Source organism: Streptomyces sp. NPDC015345, assembly GCF_043078805.1.
GTDB lineage: Bacteria > Actinomycetota > Actinomycetes > Streptomycetales > Streptomycetaceae > Streptomyces.
In genome coordinates this window covers 491,054-512,926 of record NZ_JBIBTX010000001.1, presented here as the reverse complement: position 1 = coordinate 512,926, position 21,873 = coordinate 491,054, and the positions used below count along the sequence as shown (strand labels likewise).

The 21,873-nt window shown below is 73.4% G+C and carries 20 protein-coding genes; 7 read left to right on the top strand and 13 right to left on the bottom strand.

What is annotated here, in order from left to right; all coding sequences use genetic code 11:
- Positions 1 to 41: 41 nt before the first annotated feature.
- The 3 genes from ACF062_RS02405 to ACF062_RS02395 are packed head-to-tail and all read right to left on the bottom strand — an operon-like array spanning position 42 to position 5,667.
- Entirely contained in the window at positions 42 to 1,952 is a 1,911-nt protein-coding gene (locus ACF062_RS02405; RefSeq protein WP_392136440.1) for a hypothetical protein, read from the bottom strand.
- A 47-nt stretch (positions 1,953 to 1,999) separates the two neighbouring features.
- Positions 2,000 to 2,503, bottom strand: a complete 504-nt coding sequence (locus ACF062_RS02400; RefSeq protein WP_392134620.1) for a tetratricopeptide repeat protein — start codon at positions 2,501 to 2,503, stop codon at positions 2,000 to 2,002.
- A 41-nt stretch (positions 2,504 to 2,544) separates the two neighbouring features.
- Positions 2,545 to 5,667 (bottom strand): alpha-N-acetylglucosaminidase, encoded by a 3,123-nt coding sequence (locus ACF062_RS02395; protein ID WP_392134617.1) that lies wholly within the window; start codon positions 5,665 to 5,667, stop codon positions 2,545 to 2,547.
- Between the two features lie 177 nt (positions 5,668 to 5,844).
- Between ACF062_RS02395 and ACF062_RS02390 the strand changes: the two genes are divergently transcribed.
- Positions 5,845 to 6,228 (top strand): hypothetical protein, encoded by a 384-nt coding sequence (locus ACF062_RS02390; protein WP_392134614.1) that lies wholly within the window; start codon positions 5,845 to 5,847, stop codon positions 6,226 to 6,228.
- 15 nt (positions 6,229 to 6,243) lie between these two features.
- Here the strand turns inward: ACF062_RS02390 and ACF062_RS02385 are convergent, their stop codons facing one another.
- From ACF062_RS02385 to ACF062_RS02375, 3 genes are read right to left on the bottom strand one after another with little or no spacing between them, the layout of a single operon-like run.
- Positions 6,244 to 7,680 (bottom strand): DUF1996 domain-containing protein, encoded by a 1,437-nt coding sequence (locus tag ACF062_RS02385; protein ID WP_392134612.1) that lies wholly within the window; start codon positions 7,678 to 7,680, stop codon positions 6,244 to 6,246.
- 32 nt (positions 7,681 to 7,712) lie between these two features.
- Complete coding sequence (locus tag ACF062_RS02380; protein WP_392134609.1) at positions 7,713 to 8,363, bottom strand: LuxR C-terminal-related transcriptional regulator; 651 nt, start codon at positions 8,361 to 8,363, stop codon at positions 7,713 to 7,715.
- Complete coding sequence (locus ACF062_RS02375; RefSeq protein WP_392134606.1) at positions 8,348 to 9,619, bottom strand: sensor histidine kinase; 1,272 nt, start codon at positions 9,617 to 9,619, stop codon at positions 8,348 to 8,350. The genes ACF062_RS02380 and ACF062_RS02375 overlap by 16 nt, the downstream gene beginning before the upstream one ends.
- Positions 9,620 to 9,879: 260 nt before the next feature.
- Here ACF062_RS02375 and ACF062_RS02370 point away from each other — a divergent pair, with 260 nt between their 5' ends.
- Positions 9,880 to 12,066: an MMPL family transporter gene (locus tag ACF062_RS02370; RefSeq protein WP_392134604.1), complete on the top strand. Its 2,187-nt coding sequence runs from the start codon at positions 9,880 to 9,882 to the stop codon at positions 12,064 to 12,066.
- Positions 12,067 to 12,115: 49 nt separating this feature from the next.
- Here the strand turns inward: ACF062_RS02370 and ACF062_RS02365 are convergent, their stop codons facing one another.
- From ACF062_RS02365 to ACF062_RS02345, 5 genes are all read right to left on the bottom strand, one after another.
- Positions 12,116 to 13,102 (bottom strand): NAD-dependent epimerase/dehydratase family protein, encoded by a 987-nt coding sequence (locus ACF062_RS02365; RefSeq protein WP_392134601.1) that lies wholly within the window; start codon positions 13,100 to 13,102, stop codon positions 12,116 to 12,118.
- Between the two features lie 81 nt (positions 13,103 to 13,183).
- Entirely contained in the window at positions 13,184 to 13,747 is a 564-nt protein-coding gene (locus ACF062_RS02360; protein WP_392134599.1) for a winged helix-turn-helix domain-containing protein, read from the bottom strand.
- Between the two features lie 302 nt (positions 13,748 to 14,049).
- Positions 14,050 to 15,078, bottom strand: coding sequence for a glutamine synthetase (gene glnII, locus ACF062_RS02355; RefSeq protein WP_223774241.1), 1,029 nt, complete (start codon positions 15,076 to 15,078; stop codon positions 14,050 to 14,052).
- A 148-nt stretch (positions 15,079 to 15,226) separates the two neighbouring features.
- Complete coding sequence (locus ACF062_RS02350; RefSeq protein WP_392134596.1) at positions 15,227 to 15,697, bottom strand: hypothetical protein; 471 nt, start codon at positions 15,695 to 15,697, stop codon at positions 15,227 to 15,229.
- A gap of 148 nt (positions 15,698 to 15,845) precedes the next feature.
- Entirely contained in the window at positions 15,846 to 16,334 is a 489-nt protein-coding gene (locus ACF062_RS02345; protein ID WP_392134593.1) for a MarR family transcriptional regulator, read from the bottom strand.
- Between the two features lie 57 nt (positions 16,335 to 16,391).
- Between ACF062_RS02345 and ACF062_RS02340 the strand changes: the two genes are divergently transcribed.
- Positions 16,392 to 17,255 carry an alpha/beta fold hydrolase gene (locus tag ACF062_RS02340; protein WP_392134591.1) on the top strand — a complete coding sequence of 288 codons (864 nt, stop codon included), beginning with the start codon at positions 16,392 to 16,394 and terminating at the stop codon, positions 17,253 to 17,255.
- A gap of 6 nt (positions 17,256 to 17,261) precedes the next feature.
- Here the strand turns inward: ACF062_RS02340 and ACF062_RS02335 are convergent, their stop codons facing one another.
- The gene (locus ACF062_RS02335) at positions 17,262 to 17,630 is read right to left on the bottom strand and encodes an arsenate reductase family protein (RefSeq protein ID WP_392134588.1); all 369 of its coding nucleotides are present in this window, start codon (positions 17,628 to 17,630) and stop codon (positions 17,262 to 17,264) included.
- Positions 17,631 to 17,797: 167 nt separating this feature from the next.
- Between ACF062_RS02335 and ACF062_RS02330 the strand changes: the two genes are divergently transcribed.
- Positions 17,798 to 18,106: a hypothetical protein gene (locus tag ACF062_RS02330; protein ID WP_392134585.1), complete on the top strand. Its 309-nt coding sequence runs from the start codon at positions 17,798 to 17,800 to the stop codon at positions 18,104 to 18,106.
- A gap of 118 nt (positions 18,107 to 18,224) precedes the next feature.
- Positions 18,225 to 19,187: an alpha/beta fold hydrolase gene (locus ACF062_RS02325; RefSeq protein ID WP_392134582.1), complete on the top strand. Its 963-nt coding sequence runs from the start codon at positions 18,225 to 18,227 to the stop codon at positions 19,185 to 19,187.
- Here the strand turns inward: ACF062_RS02325 and ACF062_RS02320 are convergent.
- Positions 19,184 to 20,314: a haloacid dehalogenase-like hydrolase gene (locus ACF062_RS02320; RefSeq protein WP_392134579.1), complete on the bottom strand. Its 1,131-nt coding sequence runs from the start codon at positions 20,312 to 20,314 to the stop codon at positions 19,184 to 19,186. The genes ACF062_RS02325 and ACF062_RS02320 overlap by 4 nt on opposite strands.
- Before the next feature lie 218 nt (positions 20,315 to 20,532).
- Between ACF062_RS02320 and ACF062_RS02315 the strand changes: the two genes are divergently transcribed.
- Together ACF062_RS02315 and ACF062_RS02310 are read left to right on the top strand one after the other, a co-directional pair.
- A complete protein-coding gene (locus tag ACF062_RS02315; RefSeq protein ID WP_392134577.1) occupies positions 20,533 to 21,396 on the top strand; it encodes a helix-turn-helix domain-containing protein in 864 nt (287 codons plus the stop codon).
- Positions 21,393 to 21,869 (top strand): VOC family protein, encoded by a 477-nt coding sequence (locus ACF062_RS02310; RefSeq protein WP_392134575.1) that lies wholly within the window; start codon positions 21,393 to 21,395, stop codon positions 21,867 to 21,869. The genes ACF062_RS02315 and ACF062_RS02310 overlap by 4 nt, the downstream gene beginning before the upstream one ends.
- The last annotated feature ends 4 nt before the right edge of the window (positions 21,870 to 21,873 follow it).

The window sequence follows — 21,873 nt, the reverse complement described above, 5'->3', positions numbered from 1 at the left end:
GTCCATCACGATCGCCGTCCCCGTCACGGTCATGGTCACGGTCACCGCAGCGTCGGCACCTTCGTGCCGTCCGCCAGGGTGCCGGTCAGCCGGGCTCGGGCGGTGCGTTCCGTCCTGGCCGCGAGGACGTTGCCCTGCACCTGGTCGCCGCCGGACGCGGTCAGTGACGTGACGTCCTTGCTGCCCGCGCCCAGGAGGTACCAGTTCCCGCCCGGCGACTTCCACCGGACGCCCGCGAGGACCCGGGGCTCCCGGGGGCCGCACGCCGGGGAGTCCTCGGCCTTGGCCGCCACGGCGCCGGTGGGACCGTCGGCCGTCTGGAACTGGGCGAGGCTGCGGCTGCCCGCCCCCCGCCAGGTCTCGGCCCGCGTGCACACCCACTGGGCGGCGGCGCCCGTCTCGGGGAGCGTCTGACGGGCGTACGCCCAGGAGTTCACGGACCGCACGCCGTGCGAGCGCACCGAGGCGAGGGAGCAGGCGGACTTGGTCCAGTCGGCGGGCGCGGCCTCGCGCGGCGCCTCCGGGCGGCCCGCGGTCAGCCGGGCGGGGGTCAGCTCGCCGAGGTCGGTCACCATCCGCACGGCACCGGAGTGGTCGCGCATCCGCAGCGCGTTCCAGGACGTGCACCGGCCGCTCTGCGCCGGACCGGCGAAGGGTTCGGTGACGCCGTCCGCGTCGCGGCGCAGCGCCAGGGCCTGCCCGGCGGGCTTCAGCAAGTCGCGGACGGCGGCCGACCGCACCCAGGGCGCCGTCAAGTAGCGGACGTTGCCGTCGGCGCGGTTGACGACCAGGGCGCTCGCCTCGGGGCCGCTCGCGCCGTCCACGCGGGCGAAGTCGAGGGCGGCGCCGCTCGTGCCCTCCTTCGGTTCGGCGTAGCGCACGATGCGCAGCCCGTCGTAGAGCAGCACCACGCGCGCGGCGTCGACCTCCCCGGCGTACAGCAGCTGCGCCGGACCGGGGGGCGCCCCGGAGGGCGTGCCCGGGGTGGCCGAGACCTGGACGGACTCGCCGGGCCGCGCCCAGACGGCGAGGGCGCGGCGCAGCAGCGCCTTGTCGTCGACGAGGCTGCCGCGCGCGGGCCACACGGAGAAGTCGGTGCGCGCGGAACGCCGCCACGCCCCGGTGGCCGCGACCGTCAGCTTGCCCGGGTCCAGGGCCGCTTGGGCGGCGGGGTTCTGGGCGTACGGCGGCGCGGCGGCGCCGTCGGGCCCCCAGCCGTCGCCCGGCAGGCCGAGGAGCGCCCCGCACACCAGCGTGGCGAGGGCCGCGACCCCGGCCGCCTTCAGGTGCTGCCTGCGCCGCATCAGGTCGGTCGGCCTGGCGTGCAGGGAGCAGGGGTCGAACTCGGGGGACGCGAGCAGGGCGTAGCGCGCCTCGACGGCGTCCGCCTCGGCGAGGGCGTCGTCCGGGTCGTCGCAGCCGGCGGCCGTGAGGACCATGCGGACCCCGGCGTCATCGAGCGCCTCCAGGCCGCGCAGCACGTAGGCGGCGCGGGCGGCGCCCGACAGCTTGGCGAGGCGCTGGTCGAGGGCGAGTTCGTCGGCGCCCCCGGAGCGCGGGAAGAGCCGCAGCCCCCGGACCTGCGGCAGCAGCGGGGGCAGCTGGGCCCGCCGGGGCCAGGACCGCCACGTCAGCGGCAGTCCGGCGTCGAGCGCGCCGCGCACCACCTGGAGGCGTACGTACGCGTATCCGGGGTCCCTCCGGTGCCCGCCCCCCTGCTGGGCCGGGATGGCCACCGCCACGCCGGGCTTGCGGCCGCGCGGCAGGGAGCGCTGGGTGAGGGCGTGGGCGGTCAGGACCCGGCGGTTGCGGCCGAGGCTCGGCGGCAGCACCAGATAGGCGAGCCGGACGAGCCGCGGGTAGTGCTCGACGAGGGCGGCCTCGGCCTGCTCCACGTCGACGACGGGAGCGGGACCGGGGGCGCTCGCGGACTGCGGCGGCTGGGACTGCACATTCGACGACACGTTCAGCAAAACGAGCGAATCGTCGGTTGGTCACCTCATGCCTGGGCGGGCTCCACGAGCGCGCGGGCGTAATGCGCCATCGACCGCTGGTAGCGCGGCAGATGGGGCGCGAGGGCGCCGAGCACGAGGGAGAGGCCTTCGCGCTCACGGCCGAGGGAGGCCAGGCACAGGGCCAGGACGGCGCGGACGGCGTCGTCCAACTCGTCGGACGGTCCGTCGAGTTCGGGCGTCAGAAGCGCGACGCCCTCCTCGGCCCGGCCGACGTTCCGCAGCGAGCTGGCGAGTTGGATCAGTGCCCGGCGCCTGCGGTAACCGCCCAGGCCGCGCTCCAGTGCCTCCTGGTAGAGCGGCACGGCCAGGTCGGAGCGGCCGGTGGAGTCGAAGGCGCAGGCCCGTTCGAAGAGCCCGGCGGGGTCACCCTCGGGCAACTCCGCCACCAGCGCGTCGATCACCGCGCGGAACTCCGCGGCCCGGTCCTCGCCGTAGGTGTCGTACGAGGCCCAGGCCTCGTCGATCCGCTTCTCCCAGTCGTCTCCCATGCCCTCACCGTCGCACACAAGTGCCCAGGCGCGACACGTGATTACGGCGTCACCTCCCACCCGCTGAACTCCACGGTCCCGCGCTCCCCGGCACCGCCGTCGGTGGCGCTCATGAACATCCCCACGTCCTGCGCGGCGGCCGCGCCCGGCACGGTCACGGCTCCCACGGTCCGCCAGGTGGCGCCGCCATCCGTGGAGCAGGCACCCGTGAAGGAGTCCCCGGCGCGTGTGAGGCGCAGCAGCACCGGGGCCCGCACCCCCGTGATCCGCTTGTACGTGTCAAGGGTGCCGTCGCCGTTGGTGTCGTACGACAGCACGACCCCGTTGGCCGGGGTGACGGCGAGGTTCACGAACCCCCGCGAGCCCGGCGTGTCCAGGGCGGCGCGGGTGATGACACCGGCCCTGGCCCAGGGGCCCGTGGCCGCCTGCGCGTCGACCCGCACCATCACCGAGACCCCGTCGCGAAGCGCCCCCCGCCGGTACAGCGTGCCGAACTCGGTGGTGCCCTTCCACAGGTCGGCGCCGCCCCCGTCGATCGCGTACCGCCCGTCCAGCTCCCCGAAGACGGCGGCGTTGTTCGTGTACGTCCGCCAGTCCGCGCCCACCGGACCGGCCTCGAAGAGGGTCCCCTCGTGGACGTACCGCACCCGCCGCTCGCCCGCCGGCCCGTACCGCACGGTGATCTCGTACGGCAGCGGGCGCAGCGGCCGGTCCAGAGGCGTGTCCCGCGCGTCCACCCGCCATGCCACCTTCCCGGTCCCCGCGGGCGCGACCCTCGGCAGGGACACGGGGCCCGTCGGCTCGGCCTCGACGCCGGTCAACGCGAAGTCGACGCGGCCGGTGGCGCGCAGACCGTTGACGTTGCGGAAGACGGCGCTCACGCGCGTGTGGCCGCCGGGCGGCATGGCGGGCGGCTCCGCGGTGACGGTCACGGACCCCTGGTAGGGCGCCCGCGCGAGGACGCTCCGCACCCGCGCGGCGGTGCGGTACGGATCGCCGACGGGGCGCAGCGGGTAGTCCTCGCGCTCGCGCGTCCAGGGCTCCTCGAAGGCGAACCAGTCGACCGGCCGCGGCTCGCGCCCCGTGGCCAGCGCGTCGGCCAGCTCGTCGAGCCACTTCTGCCAGCGCGGCACATAGAAGTCGCTCATCAGTCCGTGCCATTCGCGGTTGCCGTACTCGTGGAGCCTGCCGCCGTCGGCCGTGGCGCGGTCGCCCCACACGGTGATGAGCACCTTGGCGGTCCGCTCGAACTCGGCGCGTTCCGCCTCCTGCGTCCCCATGCGCCGGGCCGCCTCGATCCAGGGCCCGAGCAGGAACGCCGGGTCGGTCCCGGTGACCTCGTCGCTGAGCCGCATCAGCCGCAGCCACAGCGTCGAAAGGGCGCGGAAGGTCTCCTGGTCGCCGCGCCGGTACGCCGTCCGCAGCTGCGGCAGGAGCTGTCGGCTGCGATGGGCGAGCGCCTGCCGGGCCACGTCCACCAGGTCGTACCGGTAGGGAGCGCCGCGCCGCAGCGGAGCCGCCACGCCGAGCAGTCCCGCGAGCGCCGCGTCGAAGCGGCCCGGGTCGTAGGTCAGGGCGCGTGGCGCGTACTCGGCGGCGCGGTTCGCCGCGAGGTCGGGGCGGGCGGCGAAGAGGGAGTCGTGGGGGTCGCTGCGCTCCACGGCGGTGTGCTGATAGGCGGTGTCGTGCAGGGCCCGCCAGGCGGCCCGCGCGCCGCGGTCGCGCGCGCCGTACCGGAAGTCGGCGTACGAGGAGAACCACGCGGCCCGGTCGACGGGGCCCCGGACCCAGGCCAGTTCGGAGAAGAGCTCGAAGGCGGCGGGGTCCCGGTCGGTGGCCTCCGGCATGAAGGCGGTGCCCGTGAGCGCGCTGTCCGGCTTGTCGCGCCAGGCGAAGAACTTCTCGTTCCAGAGGTGGGTGCGGGCGCCGATCGTCGTGCGCCCGCCGAAGTTGGGGATGGTGCCGAAGGCGTAGGGCGTGCCGCCCCAGTCCTTCTCCCGGTCGGTGACGCTCGCGTACCGGTCCGAGACGCCGTCGACGATCAGCATCCGCTCCTTGTCGACGGCGTCGAGCAGCGCGGGCAGCGGATTGGCCTCCCAGCCGAGGATCACCCAGGTGGCGCCGGGCCGGGCCGCGCGCAGGGCACTCTCCACGCCCCGGGCGGCGGCGGGCACGGGCACGTCACCGGCGGTGCCGCCCTCGTGCAGCAGGTCCATCTTGAAGTGGTCGCAGGCGCCGAGCAGTTGTCGCTGGTGCCGGTAGAAGGAGGCGGCGACCCGGGCGAAGGCGGTGGTGCGCGGATCGAGCCAGTCGGGCCGCTTGAACCCGTGCCAGACGCCCTGCGGCACGACGCGCGCGTCCCCGCCGTTGCGCTCGACGAAGCCGTCGGGCACGTTCCCGTAGTAGCCGGGCAGCACGGGCGCGATGCCGAGCGCGCGTAACCGGTCGGTGATCCTGCGGCCCAGCGCGGCGCGGTCGTCGATCAGCTGCCGGGAGAGCGGGCCGCCGTACCCGGCCAGGTTCTGGAGCAGCCACCACGGCTGGTGCGAGGGCGCAGGCAGCCATGCCCTGGCCTCGTCATCGGAGTAGCCGAACTCCTGGAGGAGGCGGTGGTAGACGGCCTCGGCACCCGCCACCACCAGGACCTCGTTGCAGCCGTGCAGGGCGAGTACGTCGATCATCCGCTCCCAGTACGCCCAGTCGGCGTACGGCGCGGTGTACCCGTCGTTGGTGTCGTTCAGGGCGAACCGGTGGGGGAGCGAGGTGGACCGCTCCAGGGGCCGGGCCGGGGCGGGCAGCCTGCGCGGCAGGTCGAGCCGGGAGCCGTGCCACGTGATGTGGGCGCCGCACACGTACTTCAGGTACCAGTGGACGCCGGTGAGCAGCACCGCGGGTGTCGTGCCGGACACCTCGATCCGCCCGGTGGTCCCGGTGACCCGGAAGCGGTCCGTGTGCCCCTCGGCGGCGAGGAGTCTGAGCCGGAACTGCTCCGCGTGATGCGGCAGGAGTCTGTTGAGCGCCTCGCGCGCGGAATCCGTATCGAAGGCGGGGGCCTTCGCGGTCCCCTCGGCGGCGCGGGCCGGCAGCGGGACGCCGCCGAGGGCGGTGCCGAGGCCGAGGGCCCCGGCGGTGCCGAGCAGTGAGCGACGGGACGGTTCGGACATGTGTACCCCCTGGGGTGAAGGCTGCGGCGCACGGTATCCCCGCGACCTCCCGTGCTCAACGGCACGGCGGAAGATGGCGGGTTCGGCTCGCCGGGAGAGGCAGGAGAGCCAGTGAGGGCGACGCGAGCAACCCAGACAAGGCAGACGACGCGGGCGGCACGGAGCGTGCTTTCGGGCATGGCGGCGGGAGCACTGCTCGCGGTGGCCGGGTGCGGCTCGGGGGGCGACGGCACACCGGCCACGGCGAGCGGCAGCCTGGAGCAGCTGGCGGACAGGGCGAGGTGCAGGGCGGACATCCAGACGGACGCGGCCGAACTACGCCAGGCCACCTGTGAGAGCGGTGCCCGGCGCTACATCCTCGTGACCTTCGCGAACGCCCGTGGCCAGGCCGAATGGCTCGACGAGGCGGACGACTACGGCGGTACGTACCTCGTCGGCGGGCGCTGGGTCGCGGTCGGCGGCCGCCGCGACATCGCGGCGCTGCGCGACCGGCTCGGGGGGACCGTGGTGGACGCCGCGGACAGGCACGGCGGTGGCCACCACGGTCACCGTACGGACTGAGGCGGGCGGTCGCCGTCAGGTGCAGCGCTGCCCGGAGTTGACGCAGCTCGCCACGCGCCGCATCAGCCGCTCGTCGAAGACGTTGATGAAGTCGCCGTGGTCGGTGACGGGTTTGTGCAGCTGCTCGGGGAACGAGTCGACGGCGAAGCCGGGCCCCGGCGGCACGTCGTACACGACGCGCTGCACCAGCTTCGGGATCGCCCGGAAGCCCCGCGGGCAGGCGCCGGTCCGCGGGTCGGCGAAGGCGACGTGGGTGCGGTGGTTGGCGCTGTCGGTGTTGCGCCCGTCCCAGCAGCTCTGGAAGTTGAACGTCCGCACCACCTTGCTGCCCTCGGGGCAGATCGGGTACTTGTCCTTGAGCTGCCGGTCCTCGAAGCCCGTGCAGCTCCACGAGGCGTTGGCGTTGGCGTCGCCGTTGGTGAACGCCTTGGCGTCGCCGGTGATGACGCGCAGGAAGCGGGGCATCGCGACGACCTTGCTCACCGGGCTGCCGGTGAACTTCAGGGTGACGGCGTCCGGGGTCTGGATCTCGCCGACGTTCTGGTCCTTGCCGCCGCCGTCCGCCTGGGCGTCGGCCTCGTCCGTGCCGTTCTGGAGCCGCAGCACGGGCCAGTAGTAGGTCGACTTGTCGCCCTGGTTGCGGCAGCTGGTGCGGCCGTTCGCCAGGTCGTCGTCGCCGGAGAACGCGTCCGTCGCCTGGTTGCCCACGTAGTCGTGCATGTGGTGCGCGCCATTGCTCACGCCGGGCGCGACGATGACGTTGTCGGGGTTGAACTTGCCGTTCTCGTTGCGCCCGCAGTCGGTGGTGAAGGTCCCGCGCGAGGCGCCGCGCCGGTCGCGGGGGCGTTCGACGTTGGGCCGGACGGATGTGATGTCGACGAAGTCACCGGCCACGGGGCCGTTCCCGCTCTGCCCTTGGCCCCCTTCCCCGCCTTCGCCCTCGCCGTCTCCCTGGCCCTGGCCCTGGCCCGGGTCCTGCCCCTGGCTCTGCTCCTGGCTCTGCTCCTGGTCGGAGGCGCGCAGAGTGCAGGGGGCCATGCCGCCGAGGCCCTCGGGCCGGGCGCCCGCCCGGCCCATGGCGTCCGCGATCTCGCCGAGCGTGCCCCGCCGCTGTTCCTCCAGCGGCGGCAGCACGGACTCCTGGGCCCCGGCGTCCTCGGCCTTGCTGAACCGGTCGTAGGCCCGCGTGATCTGGCTGTCCAGCTCGGCGAGGCGGCCGTCCACCTCGCCGCGCGCGCCCGGTGGAACCTCCCGCAGCCGATTCGCCACGTCCGGGCAGCTGATCGTCGACAACTGCCGGGCCGCGGCCGCTTCCGGGGGCTGTTGGGCGCCGTCCTCGGCGTTCGCGTAGACGTTGACGGCGATGAGACCGCCGCCGCCCATGACGAGAGCCGCGGACGTGGCGACCAGGCGCCGCGCCAGCTTTGATCGTTTTCGTGAGGTGCGTCCCATGGGGCTACATACGCATCAGCGGCGCGGCGTGTTCAGCGCCCCTGGTCCAGATAGGCGAGGACCGCGAGCACCCGCCGGTTGTCGTCGTCGGAGACCGGTAGGCCGAGCTTGCCGAAGATGTTCGACGTGTGCTTGGCGATCGCCCGCTCCGTGACGGTCAGTTGGGACGCGATGGCCGCGTTCGACCGCCCCTGCGCCATGAGTTCCAGTACCTCGCGCTCGCGGGGCGTGAGCGCGCCGAGCGGCTGGTCGGTGGAGCGCCGGGAGAGGAGCTGCTGGATCACCTGCGGGTCCATCGCGGTGCCGCCGGCCGCGACCCGGCGCACGGCGTCGACGAACTGCGCCGCGTCGAAGACCCGGTCCTTCAGGAGGTACCCGACGCCGCCGTTGCCGTCGGCCAGCAACTCCCGCGCGTACAGCTGCTCCACGTGCTGCGAGAGGACGAGGACGGGCAGGCCCGGCCTGGCCCGCCGGGCGGCCAGGGCGCACTGGAGACCCTCGTCCGTGTGCGACGGTGGCAGCCGTACGTCGACGACCGCGACGTCCGGCGCCAACTCCGCGAGGGCCTTGGAGAGTTCGGGCCCGCTCTCCACGGCCGCGGCTATCTCGAAGTCGAATGCCTCCAGCATCCGCACCAGGCCGTCGCGCAGCAGAAAGAGGTCTTCGGCTAGGACAACTCGCAAGGGATCTCCATGGTCACCATGGTCGGACCGCCCGCGGGGCTGCTGACGGCCAGTACGCCGTCGAATGTACCGAGCCGGCGTTCGATCCCGCTCAGCCCGGACCCCGCCCCCAGAGCCGCCCCGCCCTTGCCGTTGTCGGTGACGGCGACGCGCAGCATGCCGTCGCCGTAGTGCATGTCCACCCAGATGCGGTCGGCGCCCGAGTGCTTGATCGCGTTGGCCAGTGACTCGCTCACCGCGAAGTACGCCGCCGACTCGACCGGCGCCCCGGCCCGGCCAGGCAGCTCCACGTCGACCTCGGTGGCGATCGGCAGGCGCAGCGCGAGAGCCTTCACCGCGTCGCCGAGGCCGCGCTCGGCGAGCACCGGCGGGTGGATGCCGCGGACCAGGTCGCGCAGCTCGGTCAGCGCCTCGCCGGAATCCTGCCGGGCCTTGGCCAGCAGCTCCTTGGCCTTGGCGGGGTCCGTCTCGATGAGCGCCTCGATGGTGCCGAGGTCCATGCCCATGGCCACCAGACGGGCCTGCGCGCCGTCGTGCAGGTCGCGCTCGATGCGGCGCAGCTCCGCCGCGGAGTTGTCCACCGCGTCGTGCCGGGTCTCGGTCAGGCGGTCCACCCGCCGGGCCAGTTCGCGCTCCCGCATGGCCGAGGTGGGCGCGAGGAACGCGCGGGCGAGGAGGAAGTGCGTACGTACCAGCGAGGTGTTGACGAACACGCCGAGGACGAAGAGGCCCATGCCGAGCGCCGCCGCCTGGTTGGCGGTGGACTGCGAGGTCACGTGGATGAAGGCGTACCACTCGCCGCCGCCCGCCTCGTGGATCGGCTTCCACACGCCGAGCGCGAGGACCCAGCCGTAGAGCATGTAGAGCGGCAGCGCCGGGGCGAAGACGGCGACGACGGCGCCCGCGGTCATGTTCACCAGGAGCCACTGGAGGTCGCGCCAGGTCGCCGGGTCCTTCAGCATCAGCGTGCAGCGCTCCACCTGCCCGGCCACGCCGCCCCGCAGGTCCGCGGGGAGGGGCCGGTAGGGCACGGGGATGTCCACACCGGACCACGCGCCGGCCCGTATGCGCTGGCCGTCGGCGTACTTGCGTACGCCCGCCAGGACGACGGGCGTGGTGAAGAGACCGATGCCGAGCAGGATGAACGCGATCGACAGGACCGAGAGAACGAAGAGGACGATGGATCCCACCATCGCGACGATCGTCAGGTAGAGGCCCTGAGCCCCCGCGATCAACGCGTTTCTGACCCTGGTCATGGTCGTCCGTCCCTCTCGTCAAGCCCGGCCGCCCGGGTCGCGTGCCGCACCCCGGGCCGGGAACAGTCTCGCCCGTGCGGCGGGGCCAGGTCATTGGGCCCTCCACCCGGGCGGGGGTGTACCTGACGACACCCCCCGGACCTCGTCCCGGGCTCCGGGGAGAGGGGGGCTCGGCGGCTGGGGCGCCCGGCCCCGGATTCCTACCGTGAGGCAGGTCCTGTTCGACGTTCACTCACGCAGATCGATGGGGGCGGTTCGCCATGAGGCGGAACCTCGCGGCACGACTCGGGGTGTGGAGCGCGCACCACCGCAAGACGGCCGTTCTCGGCTGGCTGGTCTTCGTGGTCCTCGCCACGGTCCTCGGCGGGGCCTCCGGCACGGTCACCGCGTCCGACGACGAGATGGGCGTCGGCGAATCGGGGCGGGCCGCCGCGATCCTGAAGGACGCAGGCATCGACGAGCCCGCCGGTGAACTCGTCATGGTCACCGCGCGGACGCCCGACGGCTGGCGGGAGGCCGCGGCCGACCTCTCGAAGGCCCTGACCGCGACCGGTGACGTACGCGGCCTCCAGGCGCCGCTGCCTTCCGAGGACGGCAAGGAGGCGCTGCTCCGCTTCGAGATCAAGGGCCCCTCCGACGAGGCCGCCGACCGCGTCCAGCCGGTCCTCGACGCCGTGGCGAAGGCGTGGGAGAAGGGCGCGGCGCACGGCATCTCGGTCCATCAGTTCGGCGACGCCAGCTCCGAGAAGCACCTGTCGGACCTGCTGGCCGACGACCTGAGGAAGGCCGAGTTCACGGCGGTGCCGCTGGCGCTCGGCATACTCCTGGTCGCCTTCGGCGCGGTGGTCGCGGCGCTGCTCCCGGTCGGCCTCGCGCTCACGGCGTGCGTGGCGGCGTTCGGGCTGCTCTCGCTGGCCAGCCATCGGCTGCACCTCTTCGAGACGACGTACTCCGTGATGTTCCTGATGGGTCTCGCGGTCGGCGTCGACTACTGCCTGTTCTACCTGCGGCGCGAGCGGGACGAGCGGGCGGCGGGACGGGACGCGCGGACGGCCCTGCGGATCGCCGCGGCCACCAGCGGACGCGCCGTCCTGGTCTCCGGCCTGACGGTGATGGTCGCGATGGCGGGCATGTTCCTGACCGGCCTGCTCCTCTTCAAGGGCTTCGCCCTCGCCACGATCCTGGTGGTGTGCGTGGCGATGGCCGGCTCCGTCACGGTCCTGCCCGCCCTCCTCGCCGGGCTCGGCGACCGGATCGACGCGGGCCGCGTCCCCTTCCTGAACCGCCGCCCCAAGAAGGGCGCGCACACCGGCGGCGGCATCGCGGGCACGCTGCTGCGGCCCGTACTCGCCCGCCCGAAGTCCTTCGCCGTCGGCGCGGCCGTGCTGCTCCTCGCGCTGGCCGCCCCCGCGCTCGGCATGAGGACCGAACAGCTCGGCCTGGAGAAGCAGTTCGGCTCCGATGCCCCGCTCTCCGTCTCGTACAAGAAGATCACCGACGAGTTCCCCGGCGGCCCCTCACCGGCCCTGGTGGTCGTCACCGCCGACGACATCGACGCGAGGCCGGTGCGTGACGCGCTCGACGCCCTGACGAAGCGGGCGGGCGACGGCGCCGAACTCACCGTCCACCGGGCGGCCGACGTCGCCGAGATCGAGGTGCCGCTGCCGGGTGACGGCACCGACGCCGAGGCCAAGGAGGCGCTGGGCGAGCTGCGCGACGAGACGGTCCCCGCGGCCTTCCGCGGCGTCGACGCCGAAGCCCGGGTGGGCGGCGAGCTCGCCTCCTCCGAGGACTTCGGCGACCAGCTCGGCAGGGGCATCGTCCCGGTCTTCGGCTTCATCGCCGCGGTGACCTTCCTGCTGATGCTCCTCAGCTTCCGCTCGGTGGTGATCGCCGTGACGTCGATCGTCCTCAACCTGCTGTCGGTGGGCGCCGCCTACGGCGTGATGACCGCCGTCTTCCAGCACGGCTGGGGCGCGGAGCTGATCGGCTCGGAGAAGGCAGGCGCGATCGAGAACTGGATGCCGCTGTTCGTCCTCGTCGTCCTCTTCGGACTCTCCATGGACTACCACGTGTTCGTGGTCTCCCGGATCCGCGAGGCGCGGGACCGGGGCATGGACAACCGCGCGGCGATCCGCGAGGGCATCACGCGCACGGCGGGCGCGGTGACGGGCGCCGCAGTGATCATGGTCGCGGTCTTCGCGGTCTTCGGCACGCTGTCCATGCAGGACATGCAGCAGATGGGCGTGGGCCTCGGCGTGGCCGTCCTGCTGGACGCCACGGTGGTCCGCATGATCCTGCTGCCGTCCGTGATGGCCCTCCTGGGCGAGCGCAACTGGCGCACCCCGCGCGCCCTTTCCTGGCTGCCGGAGGTCTCGCACGGCGAGGAGATCCCATCGGCCGCGCCCGCCGAGCGGCACCCGGCCGGAGCGCACGCGCCGCACTGACGCACGGGCACGGCCCCCGGCGCACACCGCGCCGGGGGAGTACGTCACGTCACAGGCCCAGCACCTTCGCCTCCTTCTCGGGGGCGAGCCCCACCACCGGCCGGTCGGGGCGCTGCGGCGGGGCCCCGCCGATGGACCGCAGCCACTCCCACGTGTCGCGGACCGTGTCCATGACGGGCCGCGTCCTGAGCCCGGCCGCGACCGCCTTCTCCGAAGAGGTGCGGTGCATGGTGTCGTGCAGCTCCCCGGGCGCCAGCCACACCGGCAGCTCCATCCACTGCTCGACGCCCGCCTCCAGGATCACCTCGGGCTCCGTCCAGCGCAGCTCCGCGTCACCGCCCACCACCCGCGCGCACGCGTCGAGCAGCTCACCCATGGTGAACCGCCCCATGGGGCTGATGAGGTTGTACGCGCCGTGCAGTTCCGCGGCGGCCGCGTCGAGGACCCACTCCGCGAGGTCCCGCACGTCGATGTACTGGATCTCCAGATCCCGCGGCCCGGGGGCGAGGACGGGCCCGCCCCGCGCGATCCGGTTCAGCCACCACGGCAGCCGGCCGATGTTCTCGTAGGGGCCGAGGATCAGCCCGGCCCGCGCGAGCACCGTGCGCTCCGCGCCGAACCCGGCGATCGCGGCCAGCTCACCGCCCCGCTTGTCCGGCGCGTACTCGGCGGCCTCCGCGTCCGGATCGCCGTCCACCACGGGGAAGCTCTCGTCGGAGCCGGCCGCGCCCGGGTACTGGTAGACGGAACCGCTGGAGATGTACACGTACCGCCCGGCCCGCCCCGCGAGCAGCTTCGCCGCGTCCCGTACGACGTGCGGCGCCGAGGACCAGGTGTCGACCACCACGTCCCACTCGCCCTCGGCGAGTCCGGCGAGGCCGCCCTCGGCGGTGCGGTCGCCATGGATGACGCGGGCCCCCTCGGGCGCCGCGTGGCGGCCGCGGTGGAAGACGGTCACCTCCCAGCCGCGGGCGAGCGCCGCCTCGGTGACGGCACGGCCCACGAACTCGGTACCACCCAGTATCAGAAGTCTCATGGAGATGACTCTGCCCTGGTCACCCGGGCCGGGGGAACCGTCTTCTGCTCCCAGCAGAGAGCGGGCTCACCGGTGCGGGGCTCAGCGAGCGGCCCCCGGCGCGTACTTGTACCCCACCCGCCGCACCGTCTGGATCGTCCCGCGGTGCTCGGCGCCGAGCTTGCGCCGCAGCCGCGCGACGTGGACGTCCACGGTGCGGCCGTCGCCGACGTGGCCATACCCCCACACCGTCGTCACCAACTGGTCGCGGGTGTGCACCCGGTGGGGGTGCGCGACGAGGTGGGCGAGCAGTTCGAACTCCAGGTACGTGAGGTCGAGCGGGCGGCCGTCGACCTCGGCGGAGCGCCGCACGGGGTCGACCCTGACCGGCCCGGCGCACGGCGTCCTCGGCTCGTCCGGTTCCCGCACGGCCACGGGCGCCTGCCCGGCGGGTACGAGGACGAGGTAGCCGACCATCGGCGGCTGGCCCGGCAGCGTCGGCAGGGTGTGCTGCGGCGCGGGCAGCCATCGGGCGCCCGGCGGCAGGAAGTCGGCGATCGGCACGGCGGGATGGGGCTCGTCGGGGTCGACGGCCCGCAGGCGCCCCCGAGCGGCGGGGACGGGAGCGGCAGCGGTGGTCGCGGTGAAGGTACGGGAGTTCGCCATGTGAGGTCAGCTCTTTCGCGCGAAGAAGGAGTCGAGTCGTCGAGAAACAGACGTACGTCGTGCTCGCGCGGGGCGAAGGCCGTGGGAACGGCTTTAGAGGGCCCGCGCGTTCGTCGCGCGGCAACACATCCGGTCGAAGTCGTGATGCTGCCGGGAGGGCCAGAAGGGCTCGAGGTCGTGCCGACCCGTCGCGGAGTTCTGGTAGCTGCTGCCCATGCCCCCCATTGAAGCAGATGGGCCGACGACGACGGGGGCGCCCACCGCGATCGGTGGGCGCCCCCGTCGTCGGGGCCGGCGCCGGATCAGACCTGGCCCGCCTTCTCCAGGGCGGTGCAGCACGTGTCGACGAGCAGGCGCGTGACGACGTACGGGTCGACGTTCGCGTTCGGGCGGCGGTCCTCGATGTAGCCCTTGCGGTCCCGCTCGACCTGCCACGGGATGCGGACCGAGGCGCCGCGGTCGGAGACGCCGTAGCTGTACTCGTTCCACGGGGCGGTCTCGTGCAGGCCCGTCAGGCGGTCGTCGATGCCGGCGCCGTAGTTCTTGACGTGGTCCATCGGCTTGGAGCCCTCACCGAGGGACTCGCAGGCGGTGATGATCGCGTCGTAACCCTCGCGCATGGCCTTCGTCGAGAAGTTGGTGTGCGCGCCCGCGCCGTTCCAGTCGCCCTTGACCGGCTTCGGGTCGAGGGTCGCGGAGACCTTGAAGTCCTCGGCGGTGCGGTAGAGCAGCCAGCGGGCGATCCACAGCTGGTCGGAGACCTCCAGCGGCGCGAGCGGGCCGACCTGGAACTCCCACTGGCCGGGCATGACCTCGGCGTTGATGCCGGAGATGCCGAGACCGGCCTTGAGGCAGTTCTCCAGGTGCGCCTCGACGACGTCACGGCCGAAGATCTCGTCCGAGCCGACACCGCAGTAGTAGCCGCCCTGCGCGGCGGGGAAGCCGCCGACGGGGAAGCCGAGCGGGCGGTCGCCCTCGAAGAAGGTGTACTCCTGCTCGATGCCGAAGATCGGCTCCTGCGCGCCGAAGCGCTCCTCGGCCTCGGCGAGCGCGGCACGGGTGTTGGACTCGTGCGGCGTCATGTCCGTGTTGAGGACCTCGCACAGGACGAGTACGTCGTCGCCGCCGCGGATCGGGTCCGGGCAGGTGAACACCGGCTTGAGCACGCGGTCGGAGGCGTGACCCTTGGCCTGGTTCGTGCTGGAGCCGTCGAAGCCCCACAGCGGCAGCTCGGCGCCCTTGGCGTCGTCCCCGAGGATCTTCGTCTTCGAACGGAGCTTGGCGGTCGGCTCGGTGCCGTCGATCCAGATGTACTCAGCCTTGAAGGTCACGGGGGCCTCATCCTTGAAACGTTCGGTACGGCGCAGAACGTGCGGGTGCTGCGGTGCCGTGGTGATGTGCGGCAGCCTGGCAATCCGCGATTTCCCGGCCGTTGCCCTCATGTGAACCCCGTGTTACCCGCGCCGGGTGTGGCTCACGTCACTTGATGACCGCGTTCGCGGCGGCGATGCCGAGGCCGATCGCCGCGTCCGCGCCGCCGAGCAGGACCGCGGAGCGGCGCCGGTAGCCGACCCGCAGCGCGGCGGAGGCGCCCCAGCCGAAGAGGAGCGCGGCGTTCAGCAGCAGTCCGGTGGACGTGACGGCCGGCTCGGGCCAGCCGAAGGCGCCGGCGAGGAGCAGCAGGGCCACGGTCGGCCAGCAGGCGACGACGACCGGCCACTCGTCGAGGAGCGCCCCGGCCAGCTGCCGCCAGCGGTGGACGGCCGAGCCGGGGCGGTGCGTGGCCATGTGGTGCGCGTAGCCGTGCGCGAGCGCGGCCGCGCCCGCGGTGACCATGACCCAGGCCGCGTCGTAGGTGGGCGTGTAGGGGGCGCCCTCCGAGTGCAGCGCCGCCAGCAGCGCGCTCGCGAGGACCGTTCCGTATACGCCCCCGAACATCCAGCTCCGCATGGCGCGCCCCTCTCTCCGTGTTCTCGCTGTTCTCGCTGTTCTCGCTGTTCTCGCTCTGCGTTTTCCGGGGCTGTCTGTGCCCTCCGGAGCTTTCAACGTTATGCAGGCCTATGTAACGGTTGGCCGTATATGTCCCATCGGTACGCGGTCATCGACTCTCGGGGCTGTCGGCGGCGTCCCGGGTGTCGGCGGCTCCCCGGGCATGGCCGAGCACCCCGCCCAGGAACCCCTTGACCGCGGTGCGCTGCTGCTCGTCGTACCCCTGGAGCAGTTCCACCGTCCGCCCGATGAGAGGGCCGAAGAAGGACTGCCCGAGCGCCACCGCCCGCTCGTCGATCTCGATCAGCACCCGGCGCCGGTCGCGCGCGTCCCGCACGCGGCGGACGTGGCCGAGCCGCTCCAGGCGGTCGATGAGGCCGGTCGTGCCCGCCGAGTGGAGGCCGAGCTCCGCGCCGAGGCGTCCCGCCGTCATGGCCGTGCCCTCCCGCCGCGCGTCCATCAGGCAGATCAGGGCGCGTACGTCGGTGGGGTGCATGCCGTTGCGCGCGGCGAAGTCGGCGGTGCGCAGGCTCAGTTCGACGGTGACGGCGCGCAGGAGGTGGACGATCTCCAGCTCCGCTTCCGGGCTGTCCGGCATGGTCTCCCTCGCATATTCTCTCGCTCAGCGAGATAATACGAGGAGGCCGACCCACCCATGACTGATCCGGCTGACCCCGAGGCGTTCCAGGCGGCCTACGACACGGTCCTCGCCAAGTGGCCCGAGGGCACCACCACGCGGACCGTGCCCACCCCCTACGGACACACGCACGTCACCGTCCACGGCCCCGCCGACGGCGCTCCGCTCGTGCTGCTGCCCGGCGGCGGAGCGACAGGCCTGAGCTGGTTCGCCAACGCCGCCGAACTCGCCCGCACGCGCCGGGTGTTCGCCGTCGACCTGGTCGGCGACCCCGGGCGCAGCATCCCGGTGGCCGAGCGGCCGGTCCGGACCGTGACCGACCTGACGGCCTGGCTGGACGCCCTGCTCGACGGGCTCGACATACCGGCGGCCGATCTGGGCGGGCACTCGTACGGGGCCTGGATCGCCCTCCACCACGCCCTGCGCGCGCCCGGCCGCGTGCGGCGCCTGGTGCTCGTCGACCCCACGCGGTGCTTCGCCGGGTTCCGCCCCGGCTACCTGCTGCGCGCCCTGCCCACGCTGCTGCGTCCCTCGGCGCGGGCGACGCGCGCCTTCCTCGCCTGGGAGACCGGCGGCGCCCCGCTCGACGCCGACTGGCTGACGCTCCAGGAGCACGCCGCCGCCTTCCCCGCCGCCAGGCCGGTCATGGGCCCGCGCCCGGCCCCGGCCACCCTGCGCACCCTGCGCCCGCCCATGCTGGTCCTCCTGGGAGGCCGCAGCCGTGCCCACGACATCCGCAAGGTCGCCTCCCGTGCCGCCGCCCTGCTCCCGGACGCGACGGTGGCGACCCTGCCCGGCGTCTCGCACCACGCGCTCCCACACGCGCGCCCGGCCGAACTCGCCCGCGCGATAACCGAGTTCCTCTCCCGTACGGCGGCGTGAAGGGAGTCAGCGGGAGAGCGCGTCGCGCACCGCCTCCTCCGTGCGGGCCACCACCGCCGTGCCGTCGTCCGCCGTGAGGATGGGGCGCTGGATCAGCTTCGGGTGCTCGGCGAGGGCCTTGATCCAGCGCGCGCGGCCCGAGGCGTCGCGCGGCCAGGCCTCGCGGTCCTTGAGGTTCAGCTCCTTGGCGGCCTGCTCCTGGGTCCGCGTGATGTCCCACGGTTCGAGCCCGAGGCGATCGAGGACGGCGCGGATCTCGTCCTCGGTCGGTACGTCGTCGAGGTAGCGGCGCACGGTGTAGTCGGCGCCCTCCGCGTCGAGCAGCGTCAGGGCGCTGCGGCACTTCGAACAGGCGGGGTTGATCCAGATCTCCATGCCCACACGCTACCTCCGGAACACCCGCACCAGGGCGCGCGGCGCGACCGTATTCGAACACCCCAAAGGGCGTCTGGCCAGCGGCGATTGTCAGTGCCTGGCGGTAGAATCACAGTAGTGTTCGAGGGCGCCCGACGGGGGGTCCCGACCGCGACAGGAGGATGCCCGTGCCCGCTGCCGCACTCACGTCGAAGCGTGTGTCCAAGACCGTACCGAAGCCCGTCCTGATCGATCTGCCGTACGTACCGAGGGAGAAGAAGGCGCTGCCCGCCGGGCGCCCGCGTGAGTGGTACGTCAACCACAACCGCCGCCTCAAGGCCATGCGCCTGGCCATCGCCCTGCTCGAGTCGGGCGTGTACCTGCCGAACCAGGCGAAGAACAGCACGATCCGAGGCATGGCCGAGGAGGTCGGCATCCACCCGCCCTCCGACATCACCTGCCACATGGTGCGCGCGCTGATGCGCTACAGCCGCTGAGGGGAGTGAACGCGCGGCCCGGGGACGGCAGTTGGCCTCCCCGGGCCGTGCCGTCTCCCCGCGCCGTCTTTCCGCCTGAATCTCCGCGTCCGCCTGTACGGTGGGTCATGCTGGGCCCATGACCCAGCCGGAACCCGTCGGCGAAATGCCGCTCCTGACGACCGTCGAACTCCCGGACGGCGCCCGCGTTCCGGTGCGCGCCCTGCGCGCCCCCGCGCCCGAGCGTTTCCTGCCGTCCGGTTCGGGACCGGCACCGGGGCCGCCCCCGGCCCCCGCGGTGCTCGTCCTGCCGGCGATGGGCACCCCCGCCCGCTTCTACCGCCGCTTCGCGCGCCACCTGCACGACGAGGGCCTCACCGTGATCACAGCCGACCTGCGCGGCCAGGGCGAGGCGACGCCGCGTGCCACCGACCGGGACGCCCGCGACCACGGCTACCGCGCGCTCGTCGAGGAGGACCTGCCCGCCGTCCTCGCGGCGGTCCGGGCCGAGCTGGGCCCCGAGCCGCCCCTGCGCCTCCTCGGCCACAGCCTGGGTGGCCAGCTCGCGCTGCTGTACGCCGCCCTGGGCTCCGGGCCGGACGTCGACGGCGTGGCGCTCGTCGCCTCGGGGTCCGTCTGGTTCCGCGCGTACGGCCCGCGGCGCGCCCCCGGTCTGCTCCTCGGCGAGCTGCTGATCGCCGCGACGGCGACCGCGCTCGGCCGCTGGCCCGGCGCCCGCCTCGGCTTCGGCGGCAACCAGCCCAAGGGCGTCATGCGGGACTGGGCGCACCAGGGGCTCACCGGCCGCTACGCCCCCAAGGGCTCCGCGCTCGACTACGAAGCGGCCCTGGCCGCCCTGGACCTGCCCGTCCTCGCCGTCTCCGTCGAGCACGACACCCTCGCCCCCGCCACCGCCCTCGACCACCTGCTCGGCAAGGTCCCCCGGGCGCGCCTCACCCGGCGCCACTACACCGCGCGGGAGGCGGGCGCCCGCCTCGACCACTTCGCCTGGACCAAGGCGGGCGGGGCGCTCGCCAAGCAGGTGGCGGCGTGGACGGCGGCCGAAGAGCGCCCCGGCCGGGGCCGGCCGCCCGGCGGCTAGCGGATCTGCTCGGGGGTGACCGTCAGCCACCGCTTGTCGGCGGTCACCTTCTGGCCCAGCTCGCGCTGCCGCCCGGCGTTCTTCTTCTTCATCCCGTCGAGCTGCTTCATGTACGCGTCCTTGCGGTTGACCCAGACGCGTACGCCGCCGTGCTCCACGTCCGCCGAGTGGAACAGCATCGGGCCGTCGCTGACCGGGGTGTCACCGGCGACGAGGACCGGCTTGCGCCACTCGTCGATGTACGTGTTGATCGCGGCCGGCTTGCCCGCGTACCAGGTCAGCGGGGCCCACAGCTTGGGCGTCAGCTCGCGTCCCGCGAGCTTCGCCCGGTCCTTCTCGCCGAAGCGGCCCTCTGCGATCTCCTTGCGGGAACTGGTCACCGCGCCCGTCCCGCGGTCCTTGAGCAGCATCGACACCCCGATGACGTTCCGCGGCTCCACGCCGTAGCCGTACTTCGGGTCGGCGAGGACCATCCGCACCAGGTCCTCGCTGGCCGCGCTGACCACGTACACCTCGATGCCGTGCGCGCGCAGCGTCTTGTAGAGCTGCCGCATGCCGTCCGACAGCTCGGGCGGCTTCACCTCGGTCCTGGTGACCTTCCCGTCCTCGTAGTACTCCGCGGGGATCGGCTTCTCGTACGCCAGCAACTCGTCGACGTACCCCTTGAGCTCCTTCAGCGTGAACCCGGAGAAGATCTGCGCGGCCCACGGGTAGCAGACCTGGTCGTCGACCTCGCACAGCCGGTTGTAGTAGCTGTAGAGGCTCTCCTTGTGCGTCGCCGTGTCCTTGAACGGGATGACCTTCAGGGACGGGTCCATGGTCTTGCGGGTCAGCACGCCCTTCATCTCCAGGAAGGGCAGCAGCGACTCCTCCAAGTCATTGCGGTACGAGGTGTTGTCCGCGTCGAAGACGGCATACGCGCCCTTGTGGTCGTTCGCGGCGATGACCTTGCCGAGCTTCTTCGCGACCGGCTCCGGCCAGTGCGACAGCTCGCGGGCGGTGGCGGCCGAGGTGTCGGCCGCCGTCGCCTCACCGGCGGGCCACAGCGCGCCGCCCGCGAGTGCGGCGGCGACGAGCGCCCCCACGCCACCGATGAGGGCCCGCTTGTTCTTGGCTCGTACTGCCATGTTTCCCGTGTCCCGCCGTTCCTGAGTGCGATGCGCGGCCCCGTCCGGAGCGGCGCGCCATGCTATGGGCCCGGCCACGGGATTCCCATGATCGAAGTCACCGGGGCGGGCGGGCATGGGGGGCGCGGTGGCGGGTAGCGGAGAGGGGCGTCGGCGGGCGCGTGCGGCCCGGGGCGAGGCCTCGGCGGTGGAGGCCGGGGCGTCGCATACTGGACCGCATGGGCTCCCGTGAGTTCGTGCGGGCCGTTCCCCGGCTCGACGGCATGGTCGTCTCCGCGGTCGGCTACCGCACCGCGGGGCAGCGGCCCGCCCTGCACCGGGGCCTGCCCTCGCCGTACCTGACGGTGATCTTCTCGCTGGACGGGGCCATCGCCACCGGCGGTACGCCCGCCCAGGCGACCGGCGCCGACGCGGTCCGCACCGACATCATCGTGGGCGGCCTCCACCAGAGCCCCGCCTACGTCGTCCAGCCCGAGCACGAGGCGGGCGTCCAGCTCGCCGTGCACCCGCTGGCGGCCCGCGCGCTCCTCGGCCTGCCCGCCGGTGAGCTCGCCGGACAGCTCGTCGTCGGCGGCACCGACGTCCTCGGCGCGCGCGCCGCCGAGGTGCGTGAGCGGCTGTGCGCCCTGGACGCCTGGGAGGACCGCTTCGCCGTCCTCGCCGACTACCTGAGGCGGCGCGCGGCCCGGCCCGCCGGAGCCGTGCGCCCCGAGGTCGCCGAGGCCTGGGCCTGGCTCGCCCGGCACCGCGGCGCCGGTACCCTCGGCGGCCTGTCCCGGCACGTCGCCCTCAGCGAGCGCCGCCTGACCGCCCTCTTCCGCGCCGAGACCGGCCTGAGCCCCAAGCAGGCCGCGCGCCTGATGCGCTTCCAGCACGCCAAGGCGGCCGTGACCCGCGCCGTCGCGGCGGGTGACCCGCCGGACCTCGCCCGGGTCGCCGCCGACACGGGCTACTACGACCACTCCCACCTCGTACGGGACTTCCGGCAGTACACGGGGGTGAGCCCCACGGGCTGGCTGGCCGAGGAGTGCCGGAATATCCAAGCCGGGGCGCACGCCGGAGGCGAAGAGTGGCAGACATGAACACCACACCTGACACCACACCTGATACCGCGCCTGACACCACACAGCACGAGCCGCTCACCACCACCCCCGCCCCCACGACCTGGCCATGCCTCCAGGCGCAGGACGCCCCCGCCCTGATCGACTTCCTCGTCGACACCGTCGGCTTCCTGCGCACGGCCGTGTACGAGGACGGCGGCCGCGTCGTCCACGCCCAGCTCGACTGGCCCGAGGGAGGCGGCGTCATGCTCGGCTCGTACGACCCCGGGACGGCCGCCGAGACCTGCGGGAAACCCGGCACCTCCGGCGCCTATGTCGTGACCGACCGGGTGGACGACCTGTACCACCGCCTCCGCGAGGCGGGCGTGAAGATCACCGGCGACATCGAGGACAAGCCGTACGGCAGCCGCGAGTTCGGCATCCAGGACCCCGAGGGAAACCGCTGGTCCTTCGGCACCTACCGGGGCGAGCCGAGGCCGGGCCCGGGCCGGTGAAGAC

What these genes read in the sequence shown, in the direction of transcription:
- ACF062_RS02310 (WP_392134575.1), top strand. Translation starts at nt 21,393, where the DNA reads ATGAACACCACACCTGACACCACACCTGATACCGCGCCTGACACCACA.
- ACF062_RS02360 (WP_392134599.1), bottom strand. Translation starts at nt 13,747, where the DNA reads ATGGCGAACTCCCGTACCTTCACCGCGACCACCGCTGCCGCTCCCGTC.
- ACF062_RS02385 (WP_392134612.1), bottom strand. Translation starts at nt 7,680, where the DNA reads ATGGGACGCACCTCACGAAAACGATCAAAGCTGGCGCGGCGCCTGGTC.
- ACF062_RS02375 (WP_392134606.1), bottom strand. Translation starts at nt 9,619, where the DNA reads ATGACCAGGGTCAGAAACGCGTTGATCGCGGGGGCTCAGGGCCTCTAC.
- ACF062_RS02325 (WP_392134582.1), top strand. Translation starts at nt 18,225, where the DNA reads ATGACCCAGCCGGAACCCGTCGGCGAAATGCCGCTCCTGACGACCGTC.
- ACF062_RS02335 (WP_392134588.1), bottom strand. Translation starts at nt 17,630, where the DNA reads ATGGAGATCTGGATCAACCCCGCCTGTTCGAAGTGCCGCAGCGCCCTG.
- ACF062_RS02400 (WP_392134620.1), bottom strand. Translation starts at nt 2,503, where the DNA reads ATGGGAGACGACTGGGAGAAGCGGATCGACGAGGCCTGGGCCTCGTAC.
- ACF062_RS02345 (WP_392134593.1), bottom strand. Translation starts at nt 16,334, where the DNA reads ATGCCGGACAGCCCGGAAGCGGAGCTGGAGATCGTCCACCTCCTGCGC.
- ACF062_RS02390 (WP_392134614.1), top strand. Translation starts at nt 5,845, where the DNA reads ATGGCGGCGGGAGCACTGCTCGCGGTGGCCGGGTGCGGCTCGGGGGGC.
- ACF062_RS02370 (WP_392134604.1), top strand. Translation starts at nt 9,880, where the DNA reads ATGAGGCGGAACCTCGCGGCACGACTCGGGGTGTGGAGCGCGCACCAC.
- ACF062_RS02315 (WP_392134577.1), top strand. Translation starts at nt 20,533, where the DNA reads ATGGGCTCCCGTGAGTTCGTGCGGGCCGTTCCCCGGCTCGACGGCATG.
- ACF062_RS02320 (WP_392134579.1), bottom strand. Translation starts at nt 20,314, where the DNA reads ATGGCAGTACGAGCCAAGAACAAGCGGGCCCTCATCGGTGGCGTGGGG.
- ACF062_RS02395 (WP_392134617.1), bottom strand. Translation starts at nt 5,667, where the DNA reads ATGTCCGAACCGTCCCGTCGCTCACTGCTCGGCACCGCCGGGGCCCTC.
- ACF062_RS02350 (WP_392134596.1), bottom strand. Translation starts at nt 15,697, where the DNA reads ATGCGGAGCTGGATGTTCGGGGGCGTATACGGAACGGTCCTCGCGAGC.
- ACF062_RS02365 (WP_392134601.1), bottom strand. Translation starts at nt 13,102, where the DNA reads ATGAGACTTCTGATACTGGGTGGTACCGAGTTCGTGGGCCGTGCCGTC.
- ACF062_RS02340 (WP_392134591.1), top strand. Translation starts at nt 16,392, where the DNA reads ATGACTGATCCGGCTGACCCCGAGGCGTTCCAGGCGGCCTACGACACG.